Here is a 19,753-nt window from a genome sequence, read left to right on the forward strand (position 1 = left end):
CGCCACACAGGTCTGGAACAGTCATGACTTTACAGTCTGCGACCACAGCACTCACCGAAAGCTTGAAGGGAGCTCTGGTCGTCTCATGCCAGCCTGTGCCCGAAGGGCCGTTCGATGATCCTGCATCGGTCGTGCGCTTCGCAATGGCGGCCCAGGCAGCCGGAGCCAGAGCCCTCAGGATTGAAGGCGTCGCCAACGTCGCCGCTGTCGCCGCCGCCTGTTCGCTGCCGATCATCGGACTTGTGAAACGCGACCTGCCGGACACACCGGTCCGGATCACACCTTGGCTCGAGGACGTCAACGCACTGTCTGAGGCCGGTGCGACGATCATTGCGTTCGACGCCACTGACCGGGTGAGGCCCGTGCCAGTGAGGGCTCTGGCTGAGGCGGTACACGCACAGGGCCGCATCGCGATGGCAGACATTGCGACAGTGGCCGAGGCAAGGAACGCAAGCGCACTCGGCGCAGACATTATCGGCACAACGATGGCAGGGTATACGGATGCGGGACCGCCTCCGCATGCGCCGGACATCAGCTTGGTGATCGAGGCCTCCAAGTTGGGCAAGCCGGTCTTCGCTGAGGGCCGCTACAACGAGCCCCGCCTCGCCGCTGCGGCCATACGCGCGGGAGCTGCGGCGGTGGTTGTCGGCTCTGCTATCACTCGCCCGGAGCACATCACGCAATGGTTCGTTGAGGCTATCTCAAGTGAGGCAGCCCCAGCGAGACCGATTCTCGCAATCGATATCGGCGGCAGCAAGACGGCTGTGGCGTTGGTCCTGGAAAACCGCGTCCTCGAGCGGCGCCAAGTTCCAACACAGCCCGCTGACGGGGCAGAGGTGTGGCTGCAAGCAGCTGTCGATGTCGCACGGGATTGGCACGGGCGGTACGGTGGTGTCGCGGCCGCCGTGACTGGTCTGATACGGGACGGCCTCTGGACGGCCGTCAATCCGGCGACCCTGCCCGTCCCGGCAGACTTCCCGCTCGTTTCGCGCTTGGCCGATCTCTTCGGCAGTTCTGTTCTGGCCCTGAATGATGCTCAAGCCGCAGCTTGGGGCGAGTATCGTTTTGGCGCAGGGCGAGGGCGTGATCTTCTCTTCCTGACAGTATCCAGCGGAATTGGCGGAGGGGCCGTCGTCGGCGGGCGGCTTTTAAGTGGATCGGGAGGTCTTGCCGGCCACGTCGGTCAGATCCCGGTGCGAGCTTCGGGGGACCGGTATCACCGCCTGGAAGACTTGGCGTCTGGCTTCGCCATTGCGGCCGCAGCCCGCGCCGCCGGCCATGATGCGGATGCCAGAGGGGTTTTCGCCGCATTGGCGGCGGGCGAGAGTTGGGCGGAAGGCATTGTCGCGGAGGCTGTGGATCATCTCGCCCTGGCTCTTCCGGGATTACAGGCCCTCTTAGATCCGGAGGTCATGGTGGTCGGCGGCGGCGTAGGCTTGGCGGCAGGTTTTCTGCCCCGTCTTGAGGCCGCTCTGTCCCGCTTCCCCTCTGCTCTTAGGCCTTCCTTGGCACCGGCGGTCCTGGGCGCCGATGCCGGCCTCTTAGGCGCAGCAGATCTTCTGAAGAGGCAGATGTCCATCGAAGATCTCGAAATGTAAATGGCTCCGGCCGCTGGTGCTACCGTACTCAATGCGTAGCCACCGTATATTTGCGACGGGTCAGTATGTGAGGAGTGATATGTCAGAGCGACTGAACGTAGAAACAAGGATGCTGCGCGAGGCGCAGGAAGCCCCGCAGGTGGTAGCATCCCTGCTCGACAGCAATGCGCCCCTCTGCCGGGAGCTGGGCGAGCGTCTGCGCGCCTCTCCTCCGCCCTTCGCAGTGACCTGCGCGCGCGGCAGCTCGGATAACGCCGCGACCTTCGTCAAATACCTGCTCGAGATCCACTCCGGTCTGGTGACCGCCTCCGTCGGCCCGTCGGTGACCTCGGTCTACGAGGCGCGCCCGCGCATGCGTGACGCCCTGTTCCTCGCCGTGTCGCAATCGGGCCGCAGCCCGGACATTCTCAATCTCGCCCAGGCCGGGCGCAGTGACGGCGCGCTGACGGTGGCGCTGGTGAACGACACCTTGTCGCCGCTCGCCTCGACCTGCGAGGTCGTGCTGCCGCTCCACGCAGGGCCCGAGAAGAGCGTGGCGGCCACGAAGTCCTTCATCGCCGCGCTGGCAGCAGGCCTGCAGCTCGTCGCCCACTGGTCGCAGGACCGGGACCTGCTGAACGCGCTTGATACTCTGCCGGACGTTCTCGCCAAAGCCTCCGCCGTCGACTGGTCACCCGCGCTGCCGCTCCTGTCGGACGCCGACAACCTCTTCGTCGTCGGACGCGGCGTGGGATTCGCCGTGGCGCAAGAAGCGGCGCTTAAGCTCAAGGAAACCTCGGGCGTGCACGCGGAGGCGATGAGCGCCGCCGAGCTGATGCATGGTCCCTGGACATTGGCCGGCGATCATTTCCCGATCCTGGTTCTCAGCCAGCAGGACGAGACGTTGAACGGTGTCAACGATCTCGTGACGAAGCTGAACGAACAGGGCGTTCCCGTGGTGGTCGCGGGTGCGGCAGAGGGCCCAGCCTCGGTCATGCTGCCGCCCATCGAGGATGTGCATCCTTATCTCGCACCGATTGCCCTCATTCAGAGCTTCTATCCTCTCGTGAACGCCGTTGCGCTGGCTCGCGGGCGCAATCCCGACAGCCCACCGCGGCTGCGCAAGGTGACGGAGACCGTCTGATGGCCGTTGCTCTGACCGGCGCCCGCATCTTCGACGGGTCGCATATGCTCGACGGCCGCGCCGTCGTGATCGAGAGCGGCCGCATCGCGGGCGTGCCGCATGTTCAGGACCTCGGCGCCGGGATCGAACGCCGCGCGGTGAGCGGCCTTCTGGCTCCCGGCTTCATCGACGTTCAGGTCAATGGCGGCGGTGGCGTTCTTTATAACGACGTGCGCACTGTTGAGGGCCTCAGAACCATCGCGCAGGCGCACCGAGCCTACGGCTCCACCGGCCTTCTGCCGACCTTCATCACGGATACTCGTGAAAAGATGGCGGAAGCGGTCGAGGCTATGCGGGACGCTCTGGCGGCTCGCATTCCCGGCGTTCTCGGCATCCATGTCGAGGGCCCCTTCATCAGCCCTGAGCGCAAGGGCGTGCACAATCCAGCCTTCATGCGCCCGATGGAGGAGGAGGATATCGCGATCCTGACCTCCTTGACGGAGGGCCGGACGCTGGTGACGCTCGCGCCCGAGCGCAACAGCATGGCGTCCATTGCGCGTCTCGCCTCGGCCGGCGTGCTGATCTGCGCCGGGCATACGGCGAGCGACTATGCCACCGTCATGGAGGCCGCGCGCCACGGCCTGCGCGGCTTCACGCATCTCTTCAACGCCATGCCGCCACTCGCCGGTCGTGATCCGGGCCCCGTGGGCGCGGCTCTCGACAGCCGGGACACGTGGTGCGGCCTCATCGTCGACGGGCACCACGTGAGCGACGCCGCCTTGCGCGTGGCAATTGCCGCCAAGGGCACGGAGCGGATGATGCTCGTCACCGACGCCATGTCGGTGACCGGTACGGATCTGACGAGCTTCGAGCTGCACGGACGCACGATCTATCGCAAGGACGGCAGGCTGACGACGGAGGATGGAACTCTCGCGGGCTCCGACCTCGACATGGCGAGCGCCGTGCGCAACAGCGTCGAGCGCCTGGGACTCGCGCTGCCGGACGTGCTGCGGATGGCGTCCCTGGCGCCGGCGAGCTTCCTGCGACTTGATCACGAACTCGGCCGCATCGCGCCGGGCTACCGTGCCGATCTCGTCCTTCTCGACGAAAGTCTCCAGGTGCGGCAGACTTGGATTGGGGGCGAGGTCCTATAAAGCCCAACTGGGCTCCCGGCGACGGCTGACCGTCCTGGGGCGCTTGCCTGAAGGGTTTGATGGCCACAATGCTCATCGTGGCCTCGACCTCCACCCGATGCTGGCCATCCTGGGGGCAGGTGCTGGTGTCCAAACTCCGGTAGGTAGAGCCAGACGCCGTTCTAGTCATAGACAACCTGCGCCCGCATCACGCCCCGCAAGTGCGGCAGCTACTCGACGAGGCCGGGACTGGGCTGATGCCGATGACCGTTCCTGACTGATGAGGATAAGCGAAGATTGTGTGGCGCAGTTCTCCTAGACCGTTTGAAGGAAGGACCGGATCACGCGCCCCGATCGAGACACGACGCGGCGTTTTGTCTGCGAACGTCTGAAGCTATGCCCTTGGCCGCCTTTAGATGCGCCCTCGTGTTCTGTCCTGAAGTGGTGATCCGCACGCAACGCAGCGCTGCGAGGCACCGCAGTCAAAAATCCGTTCCTTGCTCAGGCGCCGATCTCGATCCGGACTGTCTGAACGCCGTCCCGCACCGTCACCTCTGCCACCCGGGGCTCCGGCTTCGCCTTGACGACGCTGAGCTTGCCACTGCGTTCCAGACGCGCCTCCTCCACCTGCTCCAGGCGAGAGACGCCCTCGCCGCGCAGGTCCTCCCAGAGATCGTGCTCGGTCATGTGCGTGGTCCGCATCGCCTGGACATCAACGTCGCCCTTGCGGACCAGGATCCGGGGCTTGCCTTTGACCAGGGCGCCAAACCCGTGCCAGCGCATGGCGATGCCTGAGAACAGCCAGTGCATGCCGAGCAGCACCGCAGTCGCCAGGAGGGCAGGCAGAAACGGGGCGTTACCGGTCACGGCCCGGCTGACATGGATCCGATCATGATGCCGAGGATCACGTCGAAGGCGGTCGCCCGTCCCATGAAACGTTTCTTGGCCAGCCGCACCATGAGGACGGTGACCACATAGACGATGGCCGCGCGCAGCCCCATCTGCAGGACGTTAATGTCCCTGCTCTCCAGCTCCAGGCCAAGCGCTACCCGCACGAATTCCTCAACCTGATCCATTCCAACCACCTCCGGAAGCGCACAGTAAGCGGGGATAACCGAGTGCGTCGGGGACGGTTCGAGATCGGCCTTATCTTGGGTTGCCCGTCATCAGTGGCTTGCCTTGCCTGTGGCGAGGTCCGCCCGCAGGGCCGCGATCTCGGCCCGCAAGGTGGCCAGATCGGCACTGCTCGCAGTCTCCGTCTCCAGTGACGCCGCATCGCGCTCGACAAAGAACGAGGCAAAGCTCGCGGTGATGTATCCGAACACCGCAAAGCCATACAGCGACAGCAGGAAACAAAGGATGCGCCCCTCCAGGCTCCTGGGCCAGAACTCGCTTCCCATGGTGGTCAGAAGCATGCCGGTCCACCACAGCGCGTCCGCATAGCTGGCGAAGCCGCCCTGCACCTCAGAGGCAGGCTCAAAGGTCAGCATGCCGCCGGCCCCAAGCAGCGTGATCAGGGCGGTCAAGACGATGGCATACCCAAGCCCGCGCCGGCTGAGACTGGCCCGCAGGGCGTTCATGCCCCGATTGGCGGTACCGACAATGCGGACGAGCCGAAAGCCGCGTGCCGCCCGGGCGAACCTGAGGAAGCGAAGCCCGCGCAGCAGGCGGGCGGCCGGTACCACTAGGGCAATCACCGTGAGCCAGTTGCGGCGCAGAAACGTCCCTTTGTGAGGAGCAAGGACAAACCGGATGGCGAACTCCCCGATGAAGGCAACCCAGATTGCCGTGCCGAAGACCTCCAGCGAACGAGTGGTTCCCCATACCAGCTCCACGATGACGAGAAGCAGCCAGACGAAGCTGAGCACCATCATGGGCGTTTGCAGCCAATCCTCAAGGTCGTGGAGCACGCTCCACCGCTCCTCCACCTCGTCCGCGGCCGCGCGGGGCGTGTCGTTCATGGTCCGGGCACTCCTGTTCAGGGTCGGATGCCGGTGAGAACGGTGGCGTCCGTCGTGCGGGTCCGTGGGAACTGGCAGGACAGCCGGCGGCTACTTAGAGCCTGCAGCGGCCGGCATCGCACTATCTCGGGCATAACGCCGGGCGATGACCGCCCCCACCAGGATCTGGATCTGGTTGTAGAACATGATCGGCAGCACGATCATGCCGAATCCGGGAGCGGTGGCGAACAACACTTTCGCCAAGGGCAGGCCCGACGCTAGGCTCTTCTTGGAGCCGCAGAACACCGCCGCGATCTCGTCTCTCCGGGAGAAACCGAGGCGGCGGGCGATGAGAGCCGTAACGGACAGCACCACTGTCAGGAGCACCAGGCAGAGCACCGCCGTCAGCGCCACGGAGGCTGGCGGGAGCCGGGACCAGAGGCCGTCGACCACCGACTGAGAGAATGCCGCGTAGACGATCAGCAGAATGATCGCCTGATCAAATTGGCCAATCCGGCGCTCATGCCGGGCCATAACCCGGGCCAGCCATGGGCGGACAATCTGGCCGGCGGCGAAGGGGACCAGGAGCTGGAGAACCACGTCGCCCAAGGCCTTGGTGAGGTCGAAGCCGCCTTCGACCGAGGTCCGAGTCATCAGAGACAGCAGCACGGGCGTCAGCAGCAGGCCGAAGACGTTGGACGCCGCCGAGCTGCAGATGGCCGCCGGCACGTTGCCCTTGGCCATAGCGGTGAACGCGATGGAGGACGACACCGCCGACGGCAGTGCCGCCAGGTAGAGGAAGCCCAGCAGCAGGTCCGCCGGCATCCATGCCGATGGCAGCACGCCGAACGGCATCGCGGCCAATGGGAACACGGCGAACGTGATGGCGAAGATGAAAAGGTGCAGCCGCCATTGGATGAGGCCCTCGATCACCACATCCCGTGGCAGGGCCGCGCCATGGACGAAAAACAGCAGCGCGATCCCAAGGATTCCCAGCGTGTCCAGGATCTCGGCGCCCGCGCCTTGGGCCGGGATGACGCTGGCCACGGCGACGGCCGCCATGATCAGCAGGAGAAACGGGTCGATTTTGCGCATTGTCGGTTCCAGTTGAGGTGTCGGGGCCTGCTTGTGGCAACGCTCAGTAGTAGGGCCACACCGTAAGATGGTCTGACCCTGGATCGGCGGGGGATGGCGGTTTGCCCAATCGAGGCTGCCGGCTTGCGACAGCGGCACACTCACCGATCAGCCTGTCGTCGATGTCCATGCGCCAGCACTGTCAGCGCGCTTAGCATCGCCAGGCTGCTGACCAGAATGGCCGGAACAGTCAGGGCCATGGGGCCGAAGGCGTCGTGCAGGATAGCGCCGGCCGTGGCTCCTGCGGTCAAGGCACCCCACAGCAGGGCATGGCCTCCCAATCGCCGCACCTGCGCCCGGCCCATCAGGGTCTGGCCTAGCGCCTGCCCTAAACTTACCAGCGTGCCTGTGATGAAGGTCACGCCCAGCCGCACACCATCTATCGGCTGAAGGGCGGTGTTCTGCACGCCCATCGCAGCCACGACGGGGAGGATCGCGGCCGCGATGGTCCATCCGGATCTGGCCAGGACAACCGCCGCCGCGAGCAGGAGTGCCTCCAGCAACAGGACGGCTGGGAGGCGCCATGCTCCCGCGAGACCGTCCAGAACGGTCGCAAGCGTGACGCCGCTCAAGAACGAGGCGATCATCAACACGCCCTGGTGGACTGGGTCCCAATCGACGGCGCCTAACCCAACGCCGAGCGACACGCTCGCCCCGCTCATGAACGACGCGAACAGTCCTCCAACGCCGATGTACCCGATGGCGTCAACAAAGCCGGCTACGGCCGTCAGCAGCCCACCCATTGCAATCCGGGCCGCCGTGCCGACGGGGGGAAGCCGCACGTCCGGTGCCGTGCGGCGGCTGGATGTCACCGTCCGGATGCTGCGTGAAAGCATGGCAGCCTCCCCGAACCGTGTGCCGAACGTGGCGTTCGCGTCCAATTATCCTACCCCTCACAGAACCCGAAAGAAGCCGTCGATGACGATCCAGACGAACATCGGGTAGAGCGCGAGGCCCAAGGCGGTGCCGATGCGGCGGCCCCAGCTGACGGCCGGATCATGGGTGGGCTCATCGCCGAAAAACCGGTCGACTACCGTAGTTCTCATCAGACGTTCTCCTTCGCCTCTGCCCCGTTGCGGCTTTCGCGCCGGGGCCTGCCCTGCTACATAGACCGGATTTGAATTGGTCTAAAAATTGGCCTGGAAGTGGAGCGATGCCCGGAACACGCCTGACGATGGACGAGGCCACTCGGCGCCTGCGCACGCATCTGCGGCAGCGGGCTTACGGTCCGCAGGACAAGCTGGAGCCGGAGCGGGTTCTGGCACCCAGGATTGGCTGCAGCCGCGAGACCCTACGGGCGGCGCTCGACGTGTAGGAGAAGGAGGGCCTGATCTGGCGGCATGTAGGCCAGGGCACCTTCATTGGCCCTCGCCCGGCTCATGAGCCGATCCGCCCGTCCGTGCTGGCCGAGATGGCGTCGCCGGCCGACGTGCTCGACGCCCGGCTATTGATCGAGCCGCCCATTGCGGGCGCAGCGGCGCTGCAGGCCACCGCTGAGGACATCGCCCTCCTCCGTAGTTATGCGCTTCAGAGCAGCGAAGCGCCTGACTGGCAGGCCTACGAGCAGGCGGATGATGCCTTTCACAAGGGGATTGCCCGGATCTCCGGCAACCCCCTGCTGATCGCGTTCCTTTAAGTCCTGTCGTCGGTGCGTGGCCGCGCTCGTTGGCAGCGGCAGCACGACCTCGCCTTCCGGCGGGCTCGCAAGAAGGAATACGCGGCGCAGCAGGGGCGGATGCACTTGGCCATCGTCGATGCCATCGCAGCACGGAAGCCGGCGGCGGCCCGGCAAGCGATGTTCGACCACCTGAGCACCGTCCGGGCCATCATGGTGCAGGAGGGTAGCGACTGAGGGCCTCTCGCAAACAACGGAGTCCGCTCCTTTCGCTCGCCCGGCAGGTTCCAGGCGCGTGCTCATCGATGCGGGAATGTCACATGGCGAGCCTAAAGCCTTCCCTGCCTTGATGCGTCACACCTTGGTCATAAAGGGCCTGTCATGAATGTCAGTGTTGCTGACCTAAATGGAGAAGAAATTGTCATTACCTGTGACCCGGCGGCTGTTCCTCGCCGGGATGCCTCTCTCGCTGACGGCCTGCGTCTCGGCCGGCCGCTCGGCCCTTCCGCCGAAGCCCGCCATCGACCCCGGCGTCGCCGCCATGTACGCATCACTCTCGGATGAGCCGTTCCCGGTGCCGGCCGTCGATGTCACCCGGGTTCCCCCGCAATACATCCGGCAGGTCGTTGCCTTCCAGGGACCGGAACAGCCTGGAAGCATCGTGGTGGATCCCTCTCGGCGATTCCTCTACCTCGTCCAGGAGAGCGGGACGGCGCTGCGCTACGGCTGCGGCGTCGGCAAGGCCGGCTTCGACTACCAGGGCAGCGCCGTGATCGGGCGCAAGGCGCACTGGCCGCGCTGGACCCCCACGCCTAACATGATCAAGCTTGAGCCGGACCGATACGGTCCCTACGCCGGCGGCGTGGAAGGCGGTCTCAAGAACCCGCTCGGCGCGCGGGCACTGTACCTGTACCGCGACGGCCGTGACACGCTCTACCGCATCCATGGTACAAACGAGCCAGGCACCATCGGCGATTCGGTCTCCAGCGGGTGCATCCGCCTGTTCAACCAGGACATCGTCGACCTGCACCGCCGGGTGCCGGTGGGCACGAGCGTCACGGTGCTGGATGCCGATGCAGAGGACCGAACGGTGCCGGACGGGTCTTCCGTAGGAGTTTGAACGCACACCCGTACAACACAGTTCTGCCACAAACCAAGGTAGATTGACCTCAGCAATGAGCGGGAGAGAGCCAGCACGCTGGCCGCCGAAGGAGCAACTGCCCCGGAAACTCTCAGGCACCCAGGACCGCTTCGTTGCGCAACACTCTGAAAAGTGGAGCATCCTGCTCCCGCCCATGGTGAAAGTCGCGGCTGTCCTGCGCATCCCGACGAAACTCTCAGGCCAATGACAGAGGGGGCTCCTTCCGCAGCATCGCCTGCGGACCGTGACGGAGCCTGACGAATGCCCTTCCCCCGCATGCCCGCAAACCATGATGCGTCCCGTTCGCCACGTCGGCTGACGACGAGCCCGGGTCGCTGACGCGCGCCTCGCGCCATCCCCGAATGCCGGTCGACCGTCTCCGCGACAGGACTCGCGTTCTGGACGCATGCCCTGACGCTTCCCGCATCGCGTGTGCGTGAACCATCACGGCTGCCCGTCCGCACGGGCGGTCGCAGGCGGTCGTGCGGACGGGGGTTCCCCTTCGTCTTCCCTCCTCACCGAGCGGGTGCCTTCGTGCAAGCGCAAGGACTCGCCCCAACCACGTGTGCCCGCCATGCGCTTCGTTCTCCGCTTCTCCGGCTTTGCCATGACCCTGGCCTCGCTCGTCCTCGTCAGCGGCTCGCTGGCGCTCGGAATCCTGCTCTGGCATCTCTCGGCCGACCTGCCCGACCATGCGGAGCTCGCGCGCCACGAGCCCCCGGTGACAACGCGCCTGCATGCCGCTGACGGCAGGTTCTCGCCGACGATGACTGCGAACCAGTAGCTTCGGACGCGGATTGGGTGAATTCCGCATCCTCCCCTCTGGCACACTGGGCAGATCGACAAGGTCGGCGAGACATGTGGCCTCAAGGGTTCCCCTCGCCTTCCCATGCCTCCTCTTCCTGGCGGCGCCTCTCGCCCGAGAGGCAGTCAGCCTGCGCTCCAGCGTGAAGGACCAGCGGCGGTGGGCCGGGTCCGGCGATTTCGCGCAGGACCTTGGTCTTGATGACAGCCGGGAATTGGTCGGCCTGGCGGAGCGGGATCATGAACGCGCCAGCTCCTCCGATGACACAGTCCGCGTAGTATCGGTCCAGGTCGCCGAACTCCCAGGCGCTCACCATCCCTGGGATCTGGATGGGCAGCCCATTGATCGTGATGCCCTCGGCCACGGCATGATCGCGCACGGGCCTGATCGTAGGACCATCGTTGTTCGGGCCGTCACCCGAGATATCGATCACCCGTCGCGCCGGCCTGTCTGCAAGATCCGCGAACAGCGTCATGCTGAAGCCGATCACGCCGGAGATCGAGGTCATGCCGGCCTGCTGGCGCTTGAGCTCGGACGCAAAGTTCCGCGCCGCGTCCGGTCCATCGATCACCGTCCACGGCACGAGAACGGTCTGCTCATCGGCTCCTGACCATTCGACATAAGCGACGGCGATGCGGCCGTGGGCTCCCCTTGCGATGGCTTTGTGGACCGCCGGGGATCGGAACGCCTCGATGAAGCCCGAGCGCTGAAGCGACTGCTCGGCCGGCGCCATCGAGGACGACACGTCCACGGCGAGCACGAGGGCAAGGTCGAGTGCCGTCTCGGAGGCGGCGACGGCGCCACTCCAGAGGCAGGCCAAGAATAGACCCAGGCACGCACCGAGATGTCGCCGCGGCATGATGGCCTCCCTGTGGGATGCTCTTTGGAACTGTCATGCCATACACTTGGGGCCAATGAATGTCGGCCCCGGTTCAACTCACGAGATCACCTGCCCTTCGCGAATGTCCGGTGTTCTCCGCTTCAGCCGACATTCGAGGTACTTCCGCCACGTGCCATGAGACGACCTTCTTGAATTTCGAATCAATCTCGCGGAAGCCCATTTTGGAATGTACCTAGAAGCCGCCCAACCTTGGTGGGTTCAGCGGTTTGGCTGCATCAGCTCAATCCAATTGCCGAATGGGTCGCTCACATACCTTCGTTCAAATCCCTCCAGAGGCTGATCCTCTTTCAGCTCGTACCCAGCTCCTTCCAGCCGTCGTGACAAGGCGGCCAGGCTCCGGACGACGAACGCGGGATGAGCCTTCTTCGCCGGGGCAAAAGCCTCGTCCACTTCCAGGTGAACCTTCACGCTTTTGCTCTCGAACCAACTTCCTCCTCGGGCAGCCAGGTGCGGCGGCTTTGCGACCTCTGGGATGCCCAGTAGATGGTCATAGAAGGCTCGGACATCATCCTCGCGGCCAGCAGGCATGGCTAACTGGACGTGGTCCATTCCGACAATGTGCATCAGGTTCCTCCATTGAGTGGCTCGACCTTGTACCAAGCCTGAGGCGAATTTCCGATAAGCAGAGGTTATGGAGCTCAGCTTGGGTGCTCAGTTCGGTCAAAGACCTCTGGCTGCAACTTTCCGGTTCTCAACAGATGTTGCACCGCGTATGCCACCGAGAGGGCGTCGTCGAGCGCATCATGTCCCTGCAAGGGCGGGTGTTCGACGCCATAGTAGTCGGCCAGCTTGTTGCTAGGCGTCTTCCCAATGTCCTCTATCGGCATTCCCGCCGCGATCACCAGTTTGACAGCATTGTCGAACCGGTGAGCCGGGATGGCCCACGGAATGCCGGCGACGTAACAACTGATGGCGACCATGTTCAGCTCATCTTTGCCCCACAACCAGGATCTTGCGCTGTCTGAGAAGCGGTCAAAGCCCGTAAGGGCCTCCTGTAACGACACTCCCTTGGCCTGAATGTCTTCTTCGGTGATGCCGGTCAGCTTGGTGAAGAAGGGGTCGATTGAGTACCTCTTGCCGAACCGATCAACCGGTTGAACGTAGGCCCTGTAGGTCTCCATGAGAGGGAAGTCCCCCTGCAGCCCGAGCTTCACAGCACCGATTTGTGCGATGACGGGATCGGGGTCGTGAGCCGCACACCAAAACCTACTTTGTGAACCCTGGATGCAGAGAAACTCGCAGTCGAATACGATGGCCGTCTTCATGATTGAAGCATCCCTTCTTCGCGCCAGCACTCGTCCTGCGCCAAGCGCTACACAGGGATTAAAGCACCCTCGCGCGCGTGAGAAGATAGTCCACGAATTGCGCAGAAGGCCTGTGTGGACGGCGCCTGCGTTTATGGAACGGGAAATCTGCGTTGACGTGCGGCTACCGAGCAACCTTTAGGATCGCAGCTCCGGTTAACACGGCCTCTTCCGGCTCGCAGATCGAGAGGTCTTCAGGACGAGCGCCGAGGCTGCCATCCGGCCCTTGCTGGTGGGCCCGGCGGGCCTGAGCGTCTGAACCATGGTTTCGGACTTCTTCGTGATGGAGCCGCCGGCCTACCGTAGCCCGCGGCTCCAGATCCTGGACCGATCAATGGTTCTGAACGGCGACCAGCCGGGGTACCGAACGGTCCTCGTCGCCGTCACCGTCTGCCGTCGCCGCACCCTTGAAGCGCAGGAGCCGCAGCGCATTCAAGGTGACGATTGCGGTGGCGCCTGTATCCGCCAGCACGGCGATCCACAGCCCCGTGATGCCGAGCATGCTGGTGACGAGGAACAGGCCCTTCAGCGACAGCGCGAAGATCACGTTCTGATGGATGTTCGCCATCGTGGCGCGCGACAGCGCGACGAGGTGGGCGACATCGGTCACGCGGCTTTTCAGGAGCGCGGCGTCCGCCGTCTCAATCGCCACGTCCGTGCCGCCGCCCATGGCAATTCCAACATGGGCCGTCGCCAGCGCCGGGGCATCGTTGATGCCATCGCCGACCATCGCCACCTTGGTTGTCCGCTTCATCTCGTTGACGAAGTCGAGCTTGTCCTGCGGCAGCAGCTCGGCCTTCCACTCGATGCCAAGCCCATTGGCGATCGCCTGGGCGGTGCGGTGGTTGTCGCCGGTCAGCATGACGGAACGGACGCCCATGGCCTTGAGCTGCGCCACGCCTTCGCGGGCATCGTGCCGCGGCTCGTCCCGCAGGGCGACAAGGCCAAGGACCTCCCTCGACGTCTCATCGAAGAGAACTGCGACGGTGTTGCCGCTAGCCTCGAGCTTCTCGATGGCCTTGCGCTCCGAGGCCCCGAGCTTCGCCGCTTGGGCGGCATGGCTCGGTGAGCTCACTGCCAGACGGCGGCCACCGACAGTGGCATGCACAGCCTTGCCGGGCGTCGCCGAGGCATCAGTCGCGGACGGGATGGCAATCCCGGCGGCTTCGGCTCGGCCGAGGATAGCCTTGGCGAGCGGGTGGTTGGAGCCGGTCTCGACGGCGGCAGCCAGCCCGATCACCACGTTCTCGTCACCCTTCCCGAACGCGAGCACCTCGGTCACGCGCGGCTTGCCCTCGGTAAGCGTGCCGGTCTTGTCAAAGGCGATGGCACGCACCTTGCCGATAGTCTCGAGCGCGTTGCCGCCCTTGATCAGGAGACCGCGGCGCGTGCCGATGGCAAGGCCCGAGGCAATGGCCGCCGGGGTGGAGAGCACTAGGGCGCAGGGGCACGCGATCAGCAGCAGGGCGAGACCACGATAAAGCCAGGTATTCCAGTCGCCGCCCATCGCCAGCGGCGGAATTACGATGATTAGGGCCGCGATCAGCATCACCGCCGGAGTGTAGTAGCGGCTGAACTTCTCGATGAAGCGTGCGGTCGGCGCCTTGGAGGCCTGCGCCTGCTCGACGAGCTGGATGATGCGCGAGATGGTATTGTCGGCGGCCGTCTTCTCGACACGGACCTGAAGGACGCCGTCGACATTAATCGAACCGGCGAAGACACCCTCCCCGGTCGACTTCGGGCGCGGCACGGATTCGCCGGTGACGGGAGACTCGTCGAGACTGGACGCGCCCTGGACGATGTGCCCGTCGGCCGGCACGCGATCGCCCGGACGAACGAGCACGAGATCGTTCACCCTCAGCGAAGTGGCCGGGACGCTGCGTTGATTGCCATTGGGATCGAGCAGGGTCGCCGTCTTCGGAACAAGCGAGGCCAGCGCCTTAATCCCGGCGCGGGCACGACCCGCCGCGACACTCTCAAGGAGCTCGCCGACCGCGAACAGGAACACGACGGCGGCGGCTTCTTCCGCCTCACCGATTACAAGGGCGCCGATCGCCGCCACCGACATCAGTGTCTCGATTGAGAATGGCGATCCCGACATCGCGAGGGCGACGGCCTTGCGGGCAAACGGAATTACGCCTGCCACAACCGCGGCGGCGAAGATCCATTCTGCGTAGAGCGGGAAGAATTGCGCGATGGCGTAGGCCCCGCCCATCAGGACGCCAAGCCCGACGACATGGCTGCCTTTGCGAGTCTGCCACCAGCGCTGATTGCGGGCTGCGGGGGCCAGCGCGACGTCGATAGCGGCATCGGCTGACGACGAGATCTGGCGTGTGTCGGATACCCTGAAGCCGAGGCTCTTGATCGTCTTCTCGATCTCGCCGACCTGGGTGGCCGCGCCAGGGGCAAGCGTCAGTTCGATTGTCTCGGTGGTGAAGTTGACTCGAACGTCGGAGACATCCGGCATGCGAGCGAGCGCGGTTTCAATCTTTCCGACGCAGCTTGCACAGTCCATTCCCTCGACCCGCATGGAGAGGTTGGGAGGCGACACCGGAGCAGGGCGCGTGACGGAGGCATGTGAGGTATGGTCATGGCCGCTGCAGCTTCCGTGATCGTGAACATGATGATGGTGGTCGTGGCCGTGCGCGTGCTTGTCCTCGCAAACGTCACGATGATTATGGGCATGATCGTGTCCATGGCTGTGCTGGCGATCATGGCCCCCGCAGCAACCATGATCATCATGCGCCGCATGGCCGGCATGGTCGTGCCCATGATCATGCATATGGTCGTGAGCGGTGTCGGCGTGACCGTTGTCATGCTGATGGGTGTGATCGTGGCCCCCGCTGCACCCATGGTGGTGGTCGTGGCCATGATGAGAGGCGTTCGTGCGGGATGCGACTGCGGAGCCCACCGAGGCGGGCAACTCCTCGACACCGAAGCCGAGCGAACGGATTTTCTTGGCGACGTCCTTTGCAGAGGTCTTGCTAGCGGGATCACGGGAGAGGGATAAGCTCTCGCCGGCAAAATTGACGTTCACCTCGGACAGCCCCGACATGCGCCCGAGGGCAGTTTCGATCTTCCCGGCGCAACTCGCGCAATCCATGCCTTCCACGCGGAAGCTTAGCCGTTCAGCGCCGGTCGAGGCGGGCTCCGTCAATCTTGCAGTCATAGAGGTTTCCTTTCTCGCCGGAGCAGGTTCGCGTTTGTTGACCCGAACGGCTTAGGGGAACTTCAATATCACACTTGAACATATGTTCAAGTGTAAGTGATCAACTCTGATGCACTCCTTGCCGTATCTCCATGAGGGTGGTCCGCAGCATGGCAAGCGCGGCTGTCACCGCGCTGTGGGCCAGCCATTCGACAGCATACCCAAGTGTGGCTTAGGGCTGGGCCTGTAAGGAGTTAGAGTTTCTGTCGACACTCTGGGGACGGCGTATGAGTTGTTCTCTCTCGCTGTTCCGTTGCGACGATCGTCATGATGTTAGGGGCGGAGTCCGTCTACGCCTCGGCCTGTCGCCCCTTGGATCCAGGGGCCACCACGGACAGGAGCCGGGACTCGACTGACTGTCCATGGCGGTATTCGCCTTCGAGCCGCGTCAGCTCGGCCTCAAGTGCCCGCAATCGCGCGATCCGCTCGCGCACATCAGCCAGATGCTTCGCGGCGGCGTCCCCCAAGCCTTCACACGGCGATCGGGGCGCATCCGCCATTCGCAGCAGGTCCCGGATCGCGTGGATCGCGAACCCAAGGTCCCGCGCCTGGCGGATGAAGAGCAGGCGGCGAACGGTCGTCTCGTCATAACGCCTGTGGTTTCCCTTGTCCCTGACACCTTCAGGCAGAAGACCGATCTGCTCATAGTATCGGATCGTCGGAACCTTCACGCCGGTGGCGACCGACAGTCGACCAATACTGATGCCCATCTGCTCCCACTCCGATCCGCATTCCTGTCAGACAACGGCAGGAGCTTCAGCGCTCGGCCGCTCCGGCTCTCGCATCTCGATCCGATTTTCCTCGGGGTGGGGTTTCCAACGCTGGGAAGGTCAAGAGCCGCAGAGCGCCGTTCGCAAGGTCTCGCGATGGGACCTTTCAGGCTCGATCTTGCAGATCAAGCGCTTGTGATCATGTTGGTCTCCTTTCCGGCCGGCTCAGGGAGCGCACTGGCTGTCCCTCAAGCGAAACGGGCACGTGCTGCCTCGTGATCACGGCTGAAGCCGCCACCGACGGCGGACGGAATGAGTTCTTGCTGCTGGACCGACCCGGATCGTTCCCGAGGCCATCCTGGCGGTGCGCTCCAACCCCGCCAGGCGGGATCAGCAGGGGCTGAGCGGCTCCTTACCAGGCAGGTTGACATTGTGACAGTTGAACAACTATTTGAATGTTTAACTGTGCCGCAGGAGTGATCTATGCCGAACCCACCTGACACCGGCCACGACGATCATGCAGGTCATGACCATTCGCACGTTCCGGGGGTGACGAAGGACAACGAGCGCAAGATCCTCATCGCCTTCCTAACCATCTTCTCATTCATGATTGCCGAGGCCGTCGGCGGCTACGTCTCAGGCTCTCTCGCCCTGCTCGCGGATGCCGGTCACATGTTCACCGACGCGATCGCGCTGGGCTTGGCCTATGTCGCGTTCCGGCTCGGACGCCGCGTAGCCGATGAGAAGCGCACCTTCGGCTATGCGCGCTTCGAGGTGATCGCGGGCCTCGTCAACGCCCTGACGCTGTTCGCCATCGTGGGGTGGATCGTTTACGAGGCCGTTGAACGGTTCCGGGAGCCGCAGCCCGTCATGGCCGGTTCGATGTTCGCCGTCGCCTTGGTCGGCATGCTCGTGAATATCTTCGTTCTCTGGTATCTGACTCGCGGTGACTCCGAGCACGTCAACGTCAAGGGCGCGGTGCTGCACGTCATGGGCGACCTGCTCGGCTCCGTCGGCGCCATCCTCGCCGCCGTCGTGATCTGGTACACTGGCTGGACACCCATCGACCCGATCCTCTCGGTGTTCGTGTCCCTGCTGATCCTCCGCAGCGCCTGGGGCCTGCTCAAGAACACGCTGCATATCCTGCTAGAAGGCGCTCCCGCGAACGCGGACAGCACTACGGTTTCCGAGCACATCATGGAGGTGGTGCCGGGCGTGCAGAAGGTGAGCCACGTTCATGTCTGGTCGTTGACCTCAGGCCGCATCCTGGCGAGCCTCCATGTGCAGCCGATGGAGGACGTCGACCTGCGAAGCGTCATCAAGGGTGTCGAGCATGAACTGAAGACGAAGTTCAACATCGAGCATGCGACAATCGCCATCGACTGGGACGGTAATGCCTCTTGCAGCCTGGAGCAGCCTGGCAAGGTGGGCGCTTCCCATGCAGGTCACACGCATTGACCTCGTGCAGCCGGAAGTTCACTCGGGAGGCCTCGGAGGACAAGACTGAAGCCCTTTCGAGCCAGAAGTTGAACGTCCTGTCGTAGACCTTCCGTCTACCGGGTGATCCCAGCGGGCGCAGGGTCCTCCTTCACTGCGTGGATGGGCCGAAGTCCGTGACGGATGGTTCCGGGACGCTTGCCCTGCCCCAATCGCTCGTGAGCTACCATCTGCGGCTCCTTCGCGGCGCGTGCCTGATGCCCCGTGTCCGGCACCCTCGGTGGATGTTCTATGGGATCATTGACAGGCATGTCGGCGATGTCGTGCTTACCATGCTCTCCCACGCAGGGGAGAAGATAGAGCGCGATCGGAAACTCCATGCGGCCGGCGAGACGTTGTGGCGGCCTGCGATTGCCTGATACTGTGGCGCTGACTCATCAGGATGGACACCGTCTCAAGGAGGAAGCGCTTCCGTGAGGCGAACAGCGAGAGAAGACGATCTATGAGCATGCGTAGGCACAAGGAAGACAGCAGGGCACCGGATGAAACGGCAACACCCGCCACGTCGACCGATGGTGTCGCCTTGGGGGCATCGGAGCTGTCGCAGAACGAGGTTGCCATCCTGGCGGAGACCTTTCGCCTCCTAGGCGACCCGTCCCGGCTGAGGATCATGCTCTGCTGCTTGCAGGGTCCCATGTCCGTCGGCGACATCGCCGAGCGCCTGGAGCTTTCCCTGTCGCTGGTCAGCCATCACCTGCGCCTCCTGCGCGGGGCCCGCCTCGTCAAGGGCGTCCGGCAGGCCAAGCAGATCTTCTACGAAGTCGCGGACCAGCATGTCAGTGACGTCCTGACGGACATGGTCACGCATATCGGGGAAGACCATTCAGACGACTAAGGCTACGCGCCCAGCCTGTGATTTTGCACCGTCGCGGTCACCGAGGCCGGGGCGTGGATAAGGACGACGTCCTGGTTCCGTCAGGACCGCCAAGGCTCCGGGCGCGGACCCTGCGGACAGGGAAAGGGGCGGATGATCGTTGACTTTGCACCTCAAGCGACATCTCAACTTGGTTGCCACATACAAACGCCGTTCAGGAAAGAGGCTCCAAGCCTCAGAAGCTAATCGTTTCCAGTATCAAGTGTAGTGGCCCATTCTTTCGACCATGCTCCGAGCGGAACGAGCAGCTTGTATAGTTCCGTGCCCATGGGGGTGGCGTGGTAGCCTTCGTTCGCATGGTCGATCAAACCGGCTTGCCGCAACTCTTTCAGGCGGGTGTTCAGGACCGTCGGTGAAAGTAATCCACATCGGCCCTGAAGCTCTCGGAATGTACACGGGCCTTGCCCGCACAGGGTCCAAAGCACACCCATTGCCCATCTGCGGCCGAGCAGGTCGAACAGAGCCATGATCGGAGCGCCAGATTGGGAACCGCGGACGGGCTTGCCCGGCACTGGAATTGTTGTCATTTATCCTACCTGTCTGCTACAAAATATGTAGCAATTTAGCGGCAATGGGCCTATTAAGGCGCTACTCATTCTGTAGCGCAGACAAGGCCACGGCTCAACATGTCATTTCTTGCACTCGCAGCAGCGCTCGGAGCCTCTTTCAGCTGGGCCACTGGTGCCATGATCGCCCACACCCCAGCCAAGAAATTAAAGCGAATTGCGGATCAGTGTAGGGCATAGCCGGCGTGCCTGATCCAGCCTCGGGCATCCTGTGCGGTGATGGTG

General features: G+C 64.0%; 21 protein-coding genes, 2 pseudogenes and 1 riboswitch. Of the genes and pseudogenes, 10 read left to right on the forward strand and 13 right to left on the reverse strand.

The features are described from left to right. The first annotated feature begins 23 nt into the window (after positions 1 to 23). The 3 genes from JQC81_RS22295 to nagA all read left to right on the forward strand — a co-directional run bounded on the left by JQC81_RS22295 (position 24) and on the right by nagA (position 3,854). Positions 24 to 1,598 (forward strand): putative N-acetylmannosamine-6-phosphate 2-epimerase, encoded by a 1,575-nt coding sequence (locus JQC81_RS22295; RefSeq protein ID WP_203274006.1) that lies wholly within the window; start codon positions 24 to 26, stop codon positions 1,596 to 1,598. Between the two features lie 79 nt (positions 1,599 to 1,677). Further along, positions 1,678 to 2,721: an SIS domain-containing protein gene (locus tag JQC81_RS22300; RefSeq protein ID WP_203274007.1), complete on the forward strand. Its 1,044-nt coding sequence runs from the start codon at positions 1,678 to 1,680 to the stop codon at positions 2,719 to 2,721. Next, positions 2,721 to 3,854: an N-acetylglucosamine-6-phosphate deacetylase gene (gene nagA / locus JQC81_RS22305; RefSeq protein ID WP_203274008.1), complete on the forward strand. Its 1,134-nt coding sequence runs from the start codon at positions 2,721 to 2,723 to the stop codon at positions 3,852 to 3,854. The genes JQC81_RS22300 and nagA overlap by 1 nt, the downstream gene beginning before the upstream one ends. Positions 3,855 to 4,334: 480 nt before the next feature. On the opposite strand, the gene JQC81_RS33370 is transcribed toward nagA, so the two are convergent. From JQC81_RS33370 to JQC81_RS22335, 6 genes are all read right to left on the reverse strand, one after another. Beyond that, positions 4,335 to 4,700, reverse strand: a complete 366-nt coding sequence (locus JQC81_RS33370) for a DUF421 domain-containing protein (protein WP_203274009.1) — start codon at positions 4,698 to 4,700, stop codon at positions 4,335 to 4,337. Further along, positions 4,697 to 4,909, reverse strand: a complete 213-nt coding sequence (locus JQC81_RS22315) for a DUF421 domain-containing protein (RefSeq protein WP_203274010.1) — start codon at positions 4,907 to 4,909, stop codon at positions 4,697 to 4,699. Before JQC81_RS22315 ends, JQC81_RS33370 begins: the two co-directional genes overlap by 4 nt. Before the next feature lie 90 nt (positions 4,910 to 4,999). After that, positions 5,000 to 5,794 carry a potassium channel family protein gene (locus JQC81_RS22320; RefSeq protein ID WP_203274011.1) on the reverse strand — a complete coding sequence of 265 codons (795 nt, stop codon included), beginning with the start codon at positions 5,792 to 5,794 and terminating at the stop codon, positions 5,000 to 5,002. A gap of 90 nt (positions 5,795 to 5,884) precedes the next feature. Then, on the reverse strand, positions 5,885 to 6,868 hold the full coding sequence (locus tag JQC81_RS22325; protein ID WP_203274012.1) for a bile acid:sodium symporter family protein: 984 nt from the start codon (positions 6,866 to 6,868) through the stop codon (positions 5,885 to 5,887). 140 nt (positions 6,869 to 7,008) lie between these two features. Beyond that, a complete protein-coding gene (locus JQC81_RS22330) occupies positions 7,009 to 7,743 on the reverse strand; it encodes a YoaK family protein (protein ID WP_203274013.1) in 735 nt (244 codons plus the stop codon). A gap of 57 nt (positions 7,744 to 7,800) precedes the next feature. Further along, positions 7,801 to 7,953 (reverse strand): hypothetical protein, encoded by a 153-nt coding sequence (locus JQC81_RS22335; protein ID WP_203274014.1) that lies wholly within the window; start codon positions 7,951 to 7,953, stop codon positions 7,801 to 7,803. A 107-nt stretch (positions 7,954 to 8,060) separates the two neighbouring features. On the opposite strand from JQC81_RS22335, the gene JQC81_RS33375 reads away from it, so the two are divergent. The 4 genes and pseudogenes from JQC81_RS33375 to JQC81_RS22350 all read left to right on the forward strand — a co-directional run bounded on the left by JQC81_RS33375 (position 8,061) and on the right by JQC81_RS22350 (position 10,447). Further along, complete coding sequence (locus tag JQC81_RS33375; RefSeq protein WP_246520592.1) at positions 8,061 to 8,222, forward strand: GntR family transcriptional regulator; 162 nt, start codon at positions 8,061 to 8,063, stop codon at positions 8,220 to 8,222. Between the two features lie 96 nt (positions 8,223 to 8,318). Beyond that, positions 8,319 to 8,759, forward strand: a pseudogene (locus JQC81_RS33380) (FadR/GntR family transcriptional regulator). 181 nt (positions 8,760 to 8,940) lie between these two features. Next, the gene (locus JQC81_RS22345; RefSeq protein WP_246520593.1) at positions 8,941 to 9,642 is read left to right on the forward strand and encodes a L,D-transpeptidase; all 702 of its coding nucleotides are present in this window, start codon (positions 8,941 to 8,943) and stop codon (positions 9,640 to 9,642) included. Between the two features lie 50 nt (positions 9,643 to 9,692). Further along, positions 9,693 to 9,781: riboswitch (glycine riboswitch) on the forward strand. Positions 9,782 to 10,237: 456 nt separating this feature from the next. Beyond that, on the forward strand, positions 10,238 to 10,447 hold the full coding sequence (locus JQC81_RS22350; protein WP_203274016.1) for a hypothetical protein: 210 nt from the start codon (positions 10,238 to 10,240) through the stop codon (positions 10,445 to 10,447). An 82-nt stretch (positions 10,448 to 10,529) separates the two neighbouring features. On the opposite strand, the gene JQC81_RS22355 is transcribed toward JQC81_RS22350, so the two are convergent. From JQC81_RS22355 to JQC81_RS22370, 4 genes are all read right to left on the reverse strand, one after another. Further along, positions 10,530 to 11,327: a DUF1194 domain-containing protein gene (locus JQC81_RS22355; protein ID WP_203274017.1), complete on the reverse strand. Its 798-nt coding sequence runs from the start codon at positions 11,325 to 11,327 to the stop codon at positions 10,530 to 10,532. 240 nt (positions 11,328 to 11,567) lie between these two features. After that, positions 11,568 to 11,933, reverse strand: coding sequence for a VOC family protein (locus JQC81_RS22360; protein WP_203274018.1), 366 nt, complete (start codon positions 11,931 to 11,933; stop codon positions 11,568 to 11,570). Positions 11,934 to 12,007: 74 nt separating this feature from the next. After that, on the reverse strand, positions 12,008 to 12,634 hold the full coding sequence (locus JQC81_RS22365) for a 3'-5' exonuclease (RefSeq protein ID WP_203274019.1): 627 nt from the start codon (positions 12,632 to 12,634) through the stop codon (positions 12,008 to 12,010). Positions 12,635 to 13,004: 370 nt separating this feature from the next. After that, positions 13,005 to 15,203 (reverse strand): heavy metal translocating P-type ATPase, encoded by a 2,199-nt coding sequence (locus JQC81_RS22370; RefSeq protein WP_446685726.1) that lies wholly within the window; start codon positions 15,201 to 15,203, stop codon positions 13,005 to 13,007. A gap of 60 nt (positions 15,204 to 15,263) precedes the next feature. Between JQC81_RS22370 and JQC81_RS34640 the strand changes: the two genes are divergently transcribed. Continuing rightward, entirely contained in the window at positions 15,264 to 15,683 is a 420-nt protein-coding gene (locus JQC81_RS34640; protein WP_446685727.1) for a hypothetical protein, read from the forward strand. Here the strand turns inward: JQC81_RS34640 and JQC81_RS34645 are convergent. Further along, positions 15,663 to 15,842 (reverse strand): annotated as a pseudogene (locus JQC81_RS34645) (cation transporter); the annotation flags it as partial. The gene JQC81_RS34640 and the pseudogene JQC81_RS34645 overlap by 21 nt on opposite strands. A 329-nt stretch (positions 15,843 to 16,171) precedes the next feature. Continuing rightward, the gene (locus JQC81_RS22375) at positions 16,172 to 16,591 is read right to left on the reverse strand and encodes a MerR family transcriptional regulator (RefSeq protein WP_203274021.1); all 420 of its coding nucleotides are present in this window, start codon (positions 16,589 to 16,591) and stop codon (positions 16,172 to 16,174) included. Between the two features lie 483 nt (positions 16,592 to 17,074). Between JQC81_RS22375 and JQC81_RS22380 the strand changes: the two genes are divergently transcribed. Further along, entirely contained in the window at positions 17,075 to 18,049 is a 975-nt protein-coding gene (locus tag JQC81_RS22380; protein ID WP_203274022.1) for a cation diffusion facilitator family transporter, read from the forward strand. A 481-nt stretch (positions 18,050 to 18,530) separates the two neighbouring features. Beyond that, positions 18,531 to 18,923 (forward strand): ArsR/SmtB family transcription factor, encoded by a 393-nt coding sequence (locus tag JQC81_RS22385; RefSeq protein WP_246520594.1) that lies wholly within the window; start codon positions 18,531 to 18,533, stop codon positions 18,921 to 18,923. A 221-nt stretch (positions 18,924 to 19,144) separates the two neighbouring features. Here the strand turns inward: JQC81_RS22385 and JQC81_RS22390 are convergent, their stop codons facing one another. Then, a complete protein-coding gene (locus tag JQC81_RS22390; protein ID WP_203274023.1) occupies positions 19,145 to 19,489 on the reverse strand; it encodes a winged helix-turn-helix transcriptional regulator in 345 nt (114 codons plus the stop codon). Between the last annotated feature and the right edge of the window lie 264 nt (positions 19,490 to 19,753).

Origin of the sequence: Microvirga arabica (assembly GCF_016811235.1) — a bacterium.
GTDB classification, from domain to species: Bacteria; Pseudomonadota; Alphaproteobacteria; order Rhizobiales; family Beijerinckiaceae; genus Microvirga; species Microvirga arabica.

Bases quoted from the DNA above. Each gene is read 5' to 3' on its own strand.
- JQC81_RS22355 (WP_203274017.1), bottom strand. From the start codon at position 11,327: ATGCCGCGGCGACATCTCGGTGCGTGCCTGGGTCTATTCTTGGCCTGC.
- JQC81_RS22295 (WP_203274006.1), top strand. From the start codon at position 24: ATGACTTTACAGTCTGCGACCACAGCACTCACCGAAAGCTTGAAGGGA.
- JQC81_RS22325 (WP_203274012.1), bottom strand. From the start codon at position 6,868: ATGCGCAAAATCGACCCGTTTCTCCTGCTGATCATGGCGGCCGTCGCC.
- nagA (WP_203274008.1), top strand. From the start codon at position 2,721: ATGGCCGTTGCTCTGACCGGCGCCCGCATCTTCGACGGGTCGCATATG.
- JQC81_RS22315 (WP_203274010.1), bottom strand. From the start codon at position 4,909: ATGGATCAGGTTGAGGAATTCGTGCGGGTAGCGCTTGGCCTGGAGCTG.
- JQC81_RS22380 (WP_203274022.1), top strand. From the start codon at position 17,075: ATGCCGAACCCACCTGACACCGGCCACGACGATCATGCAGGTCATGAC.
- JQC81_RS22300 (WP_203274007.1), top strand. From the start codon at position 1,678: ATGTCAGAGCGACTGAACGTAGAAACAAGGATGCTGCGCGAGGCGCAG.
- JQC81_RS22375 (WP_203274021.1), bottom strand. From the start codon at position 16,591: ATGGGCATCAGTATTGGTCGACTGTCGGTCGCCACCGGCGTGAAGGTT.
- JQC81_RS22335 (WP_203274014.1), bottom strand. From the start codon at position 7,953: ATGAGAACTACGGTAGTCGACCGGTTTTTCGGCGATGAGCCCACCCAT.
- JQC81_RS22330 (WP_203274013.1), bottom strand. From the start codon at position 7,743: ATGCTTTCACGCAGCATCCGGACGGTGACATCCAGCCGCCGCACGGCA.
- JQC81_RS22320 (WP_203274011.1), bottom strand. From the start codon at position 5,794: ATGAACGACACGCCCCGCGCGGCCGCGGACGAGGTGGAGGAGCGGTGG.
- JQC81_RS33375 (WP_246520592.1), top strand. From the start codon at position 8,061: ATGCCCGGAACACGCCTGACGATGGACGAGGCCACTCGGCGCCTGCGC.
- JQC81_RS22360 (WP_203274018.1), bottom strand. From the start codon at position 11,933: ATGCACATTGTCGGAATGGACCACGTCCAGTTAGCCATGCCTGCTGGC.
- JQC81_RS22390 (WP_203274023.1), bottom strand. From the start codon at position 19,489: ATGACAACAATTCCAGTGCCGGGCAAGCCCGTCCGCGGTTCCCAATCT.
- JQC81_RS22350 (WP_203274016.1), top strand. From the start codon at position 10,238: ATGCGCTTCGTTCTCCGCTTCTCCGGCTTTGCCATGACCCTGGCCTCG.
- JQC81_RS22385 (WP_246520594.1), top strand. From the start codon at position 18,531: ATGAGCATGCGTAGGCACAAGGAAGACAGCAGGGCACCGGATGAAACG.
- JQC81_RS22370 (WP_446685726.1), bottom strand. From the start codon at position 15,203: ATGCGGGTCGAGGGAATGGACTGTGCAAGCTGCGTCGGAAAGATTGAA.
- JQC81_RS22365 (WP_203274019.1), bottom strand. From the start codon at position 12,634: ATGAAGACGGCCATCGTATTCGACTGCGAGTTTCTCTGCATCCAGGGT.
- JQC81_RS34640 (WP_446685727.1), top strand. From the start codon at position 15,264: ATGGCCGCTGCAGCTTCCGTGATCGTGAACATGATGATGGTGGTCGTG.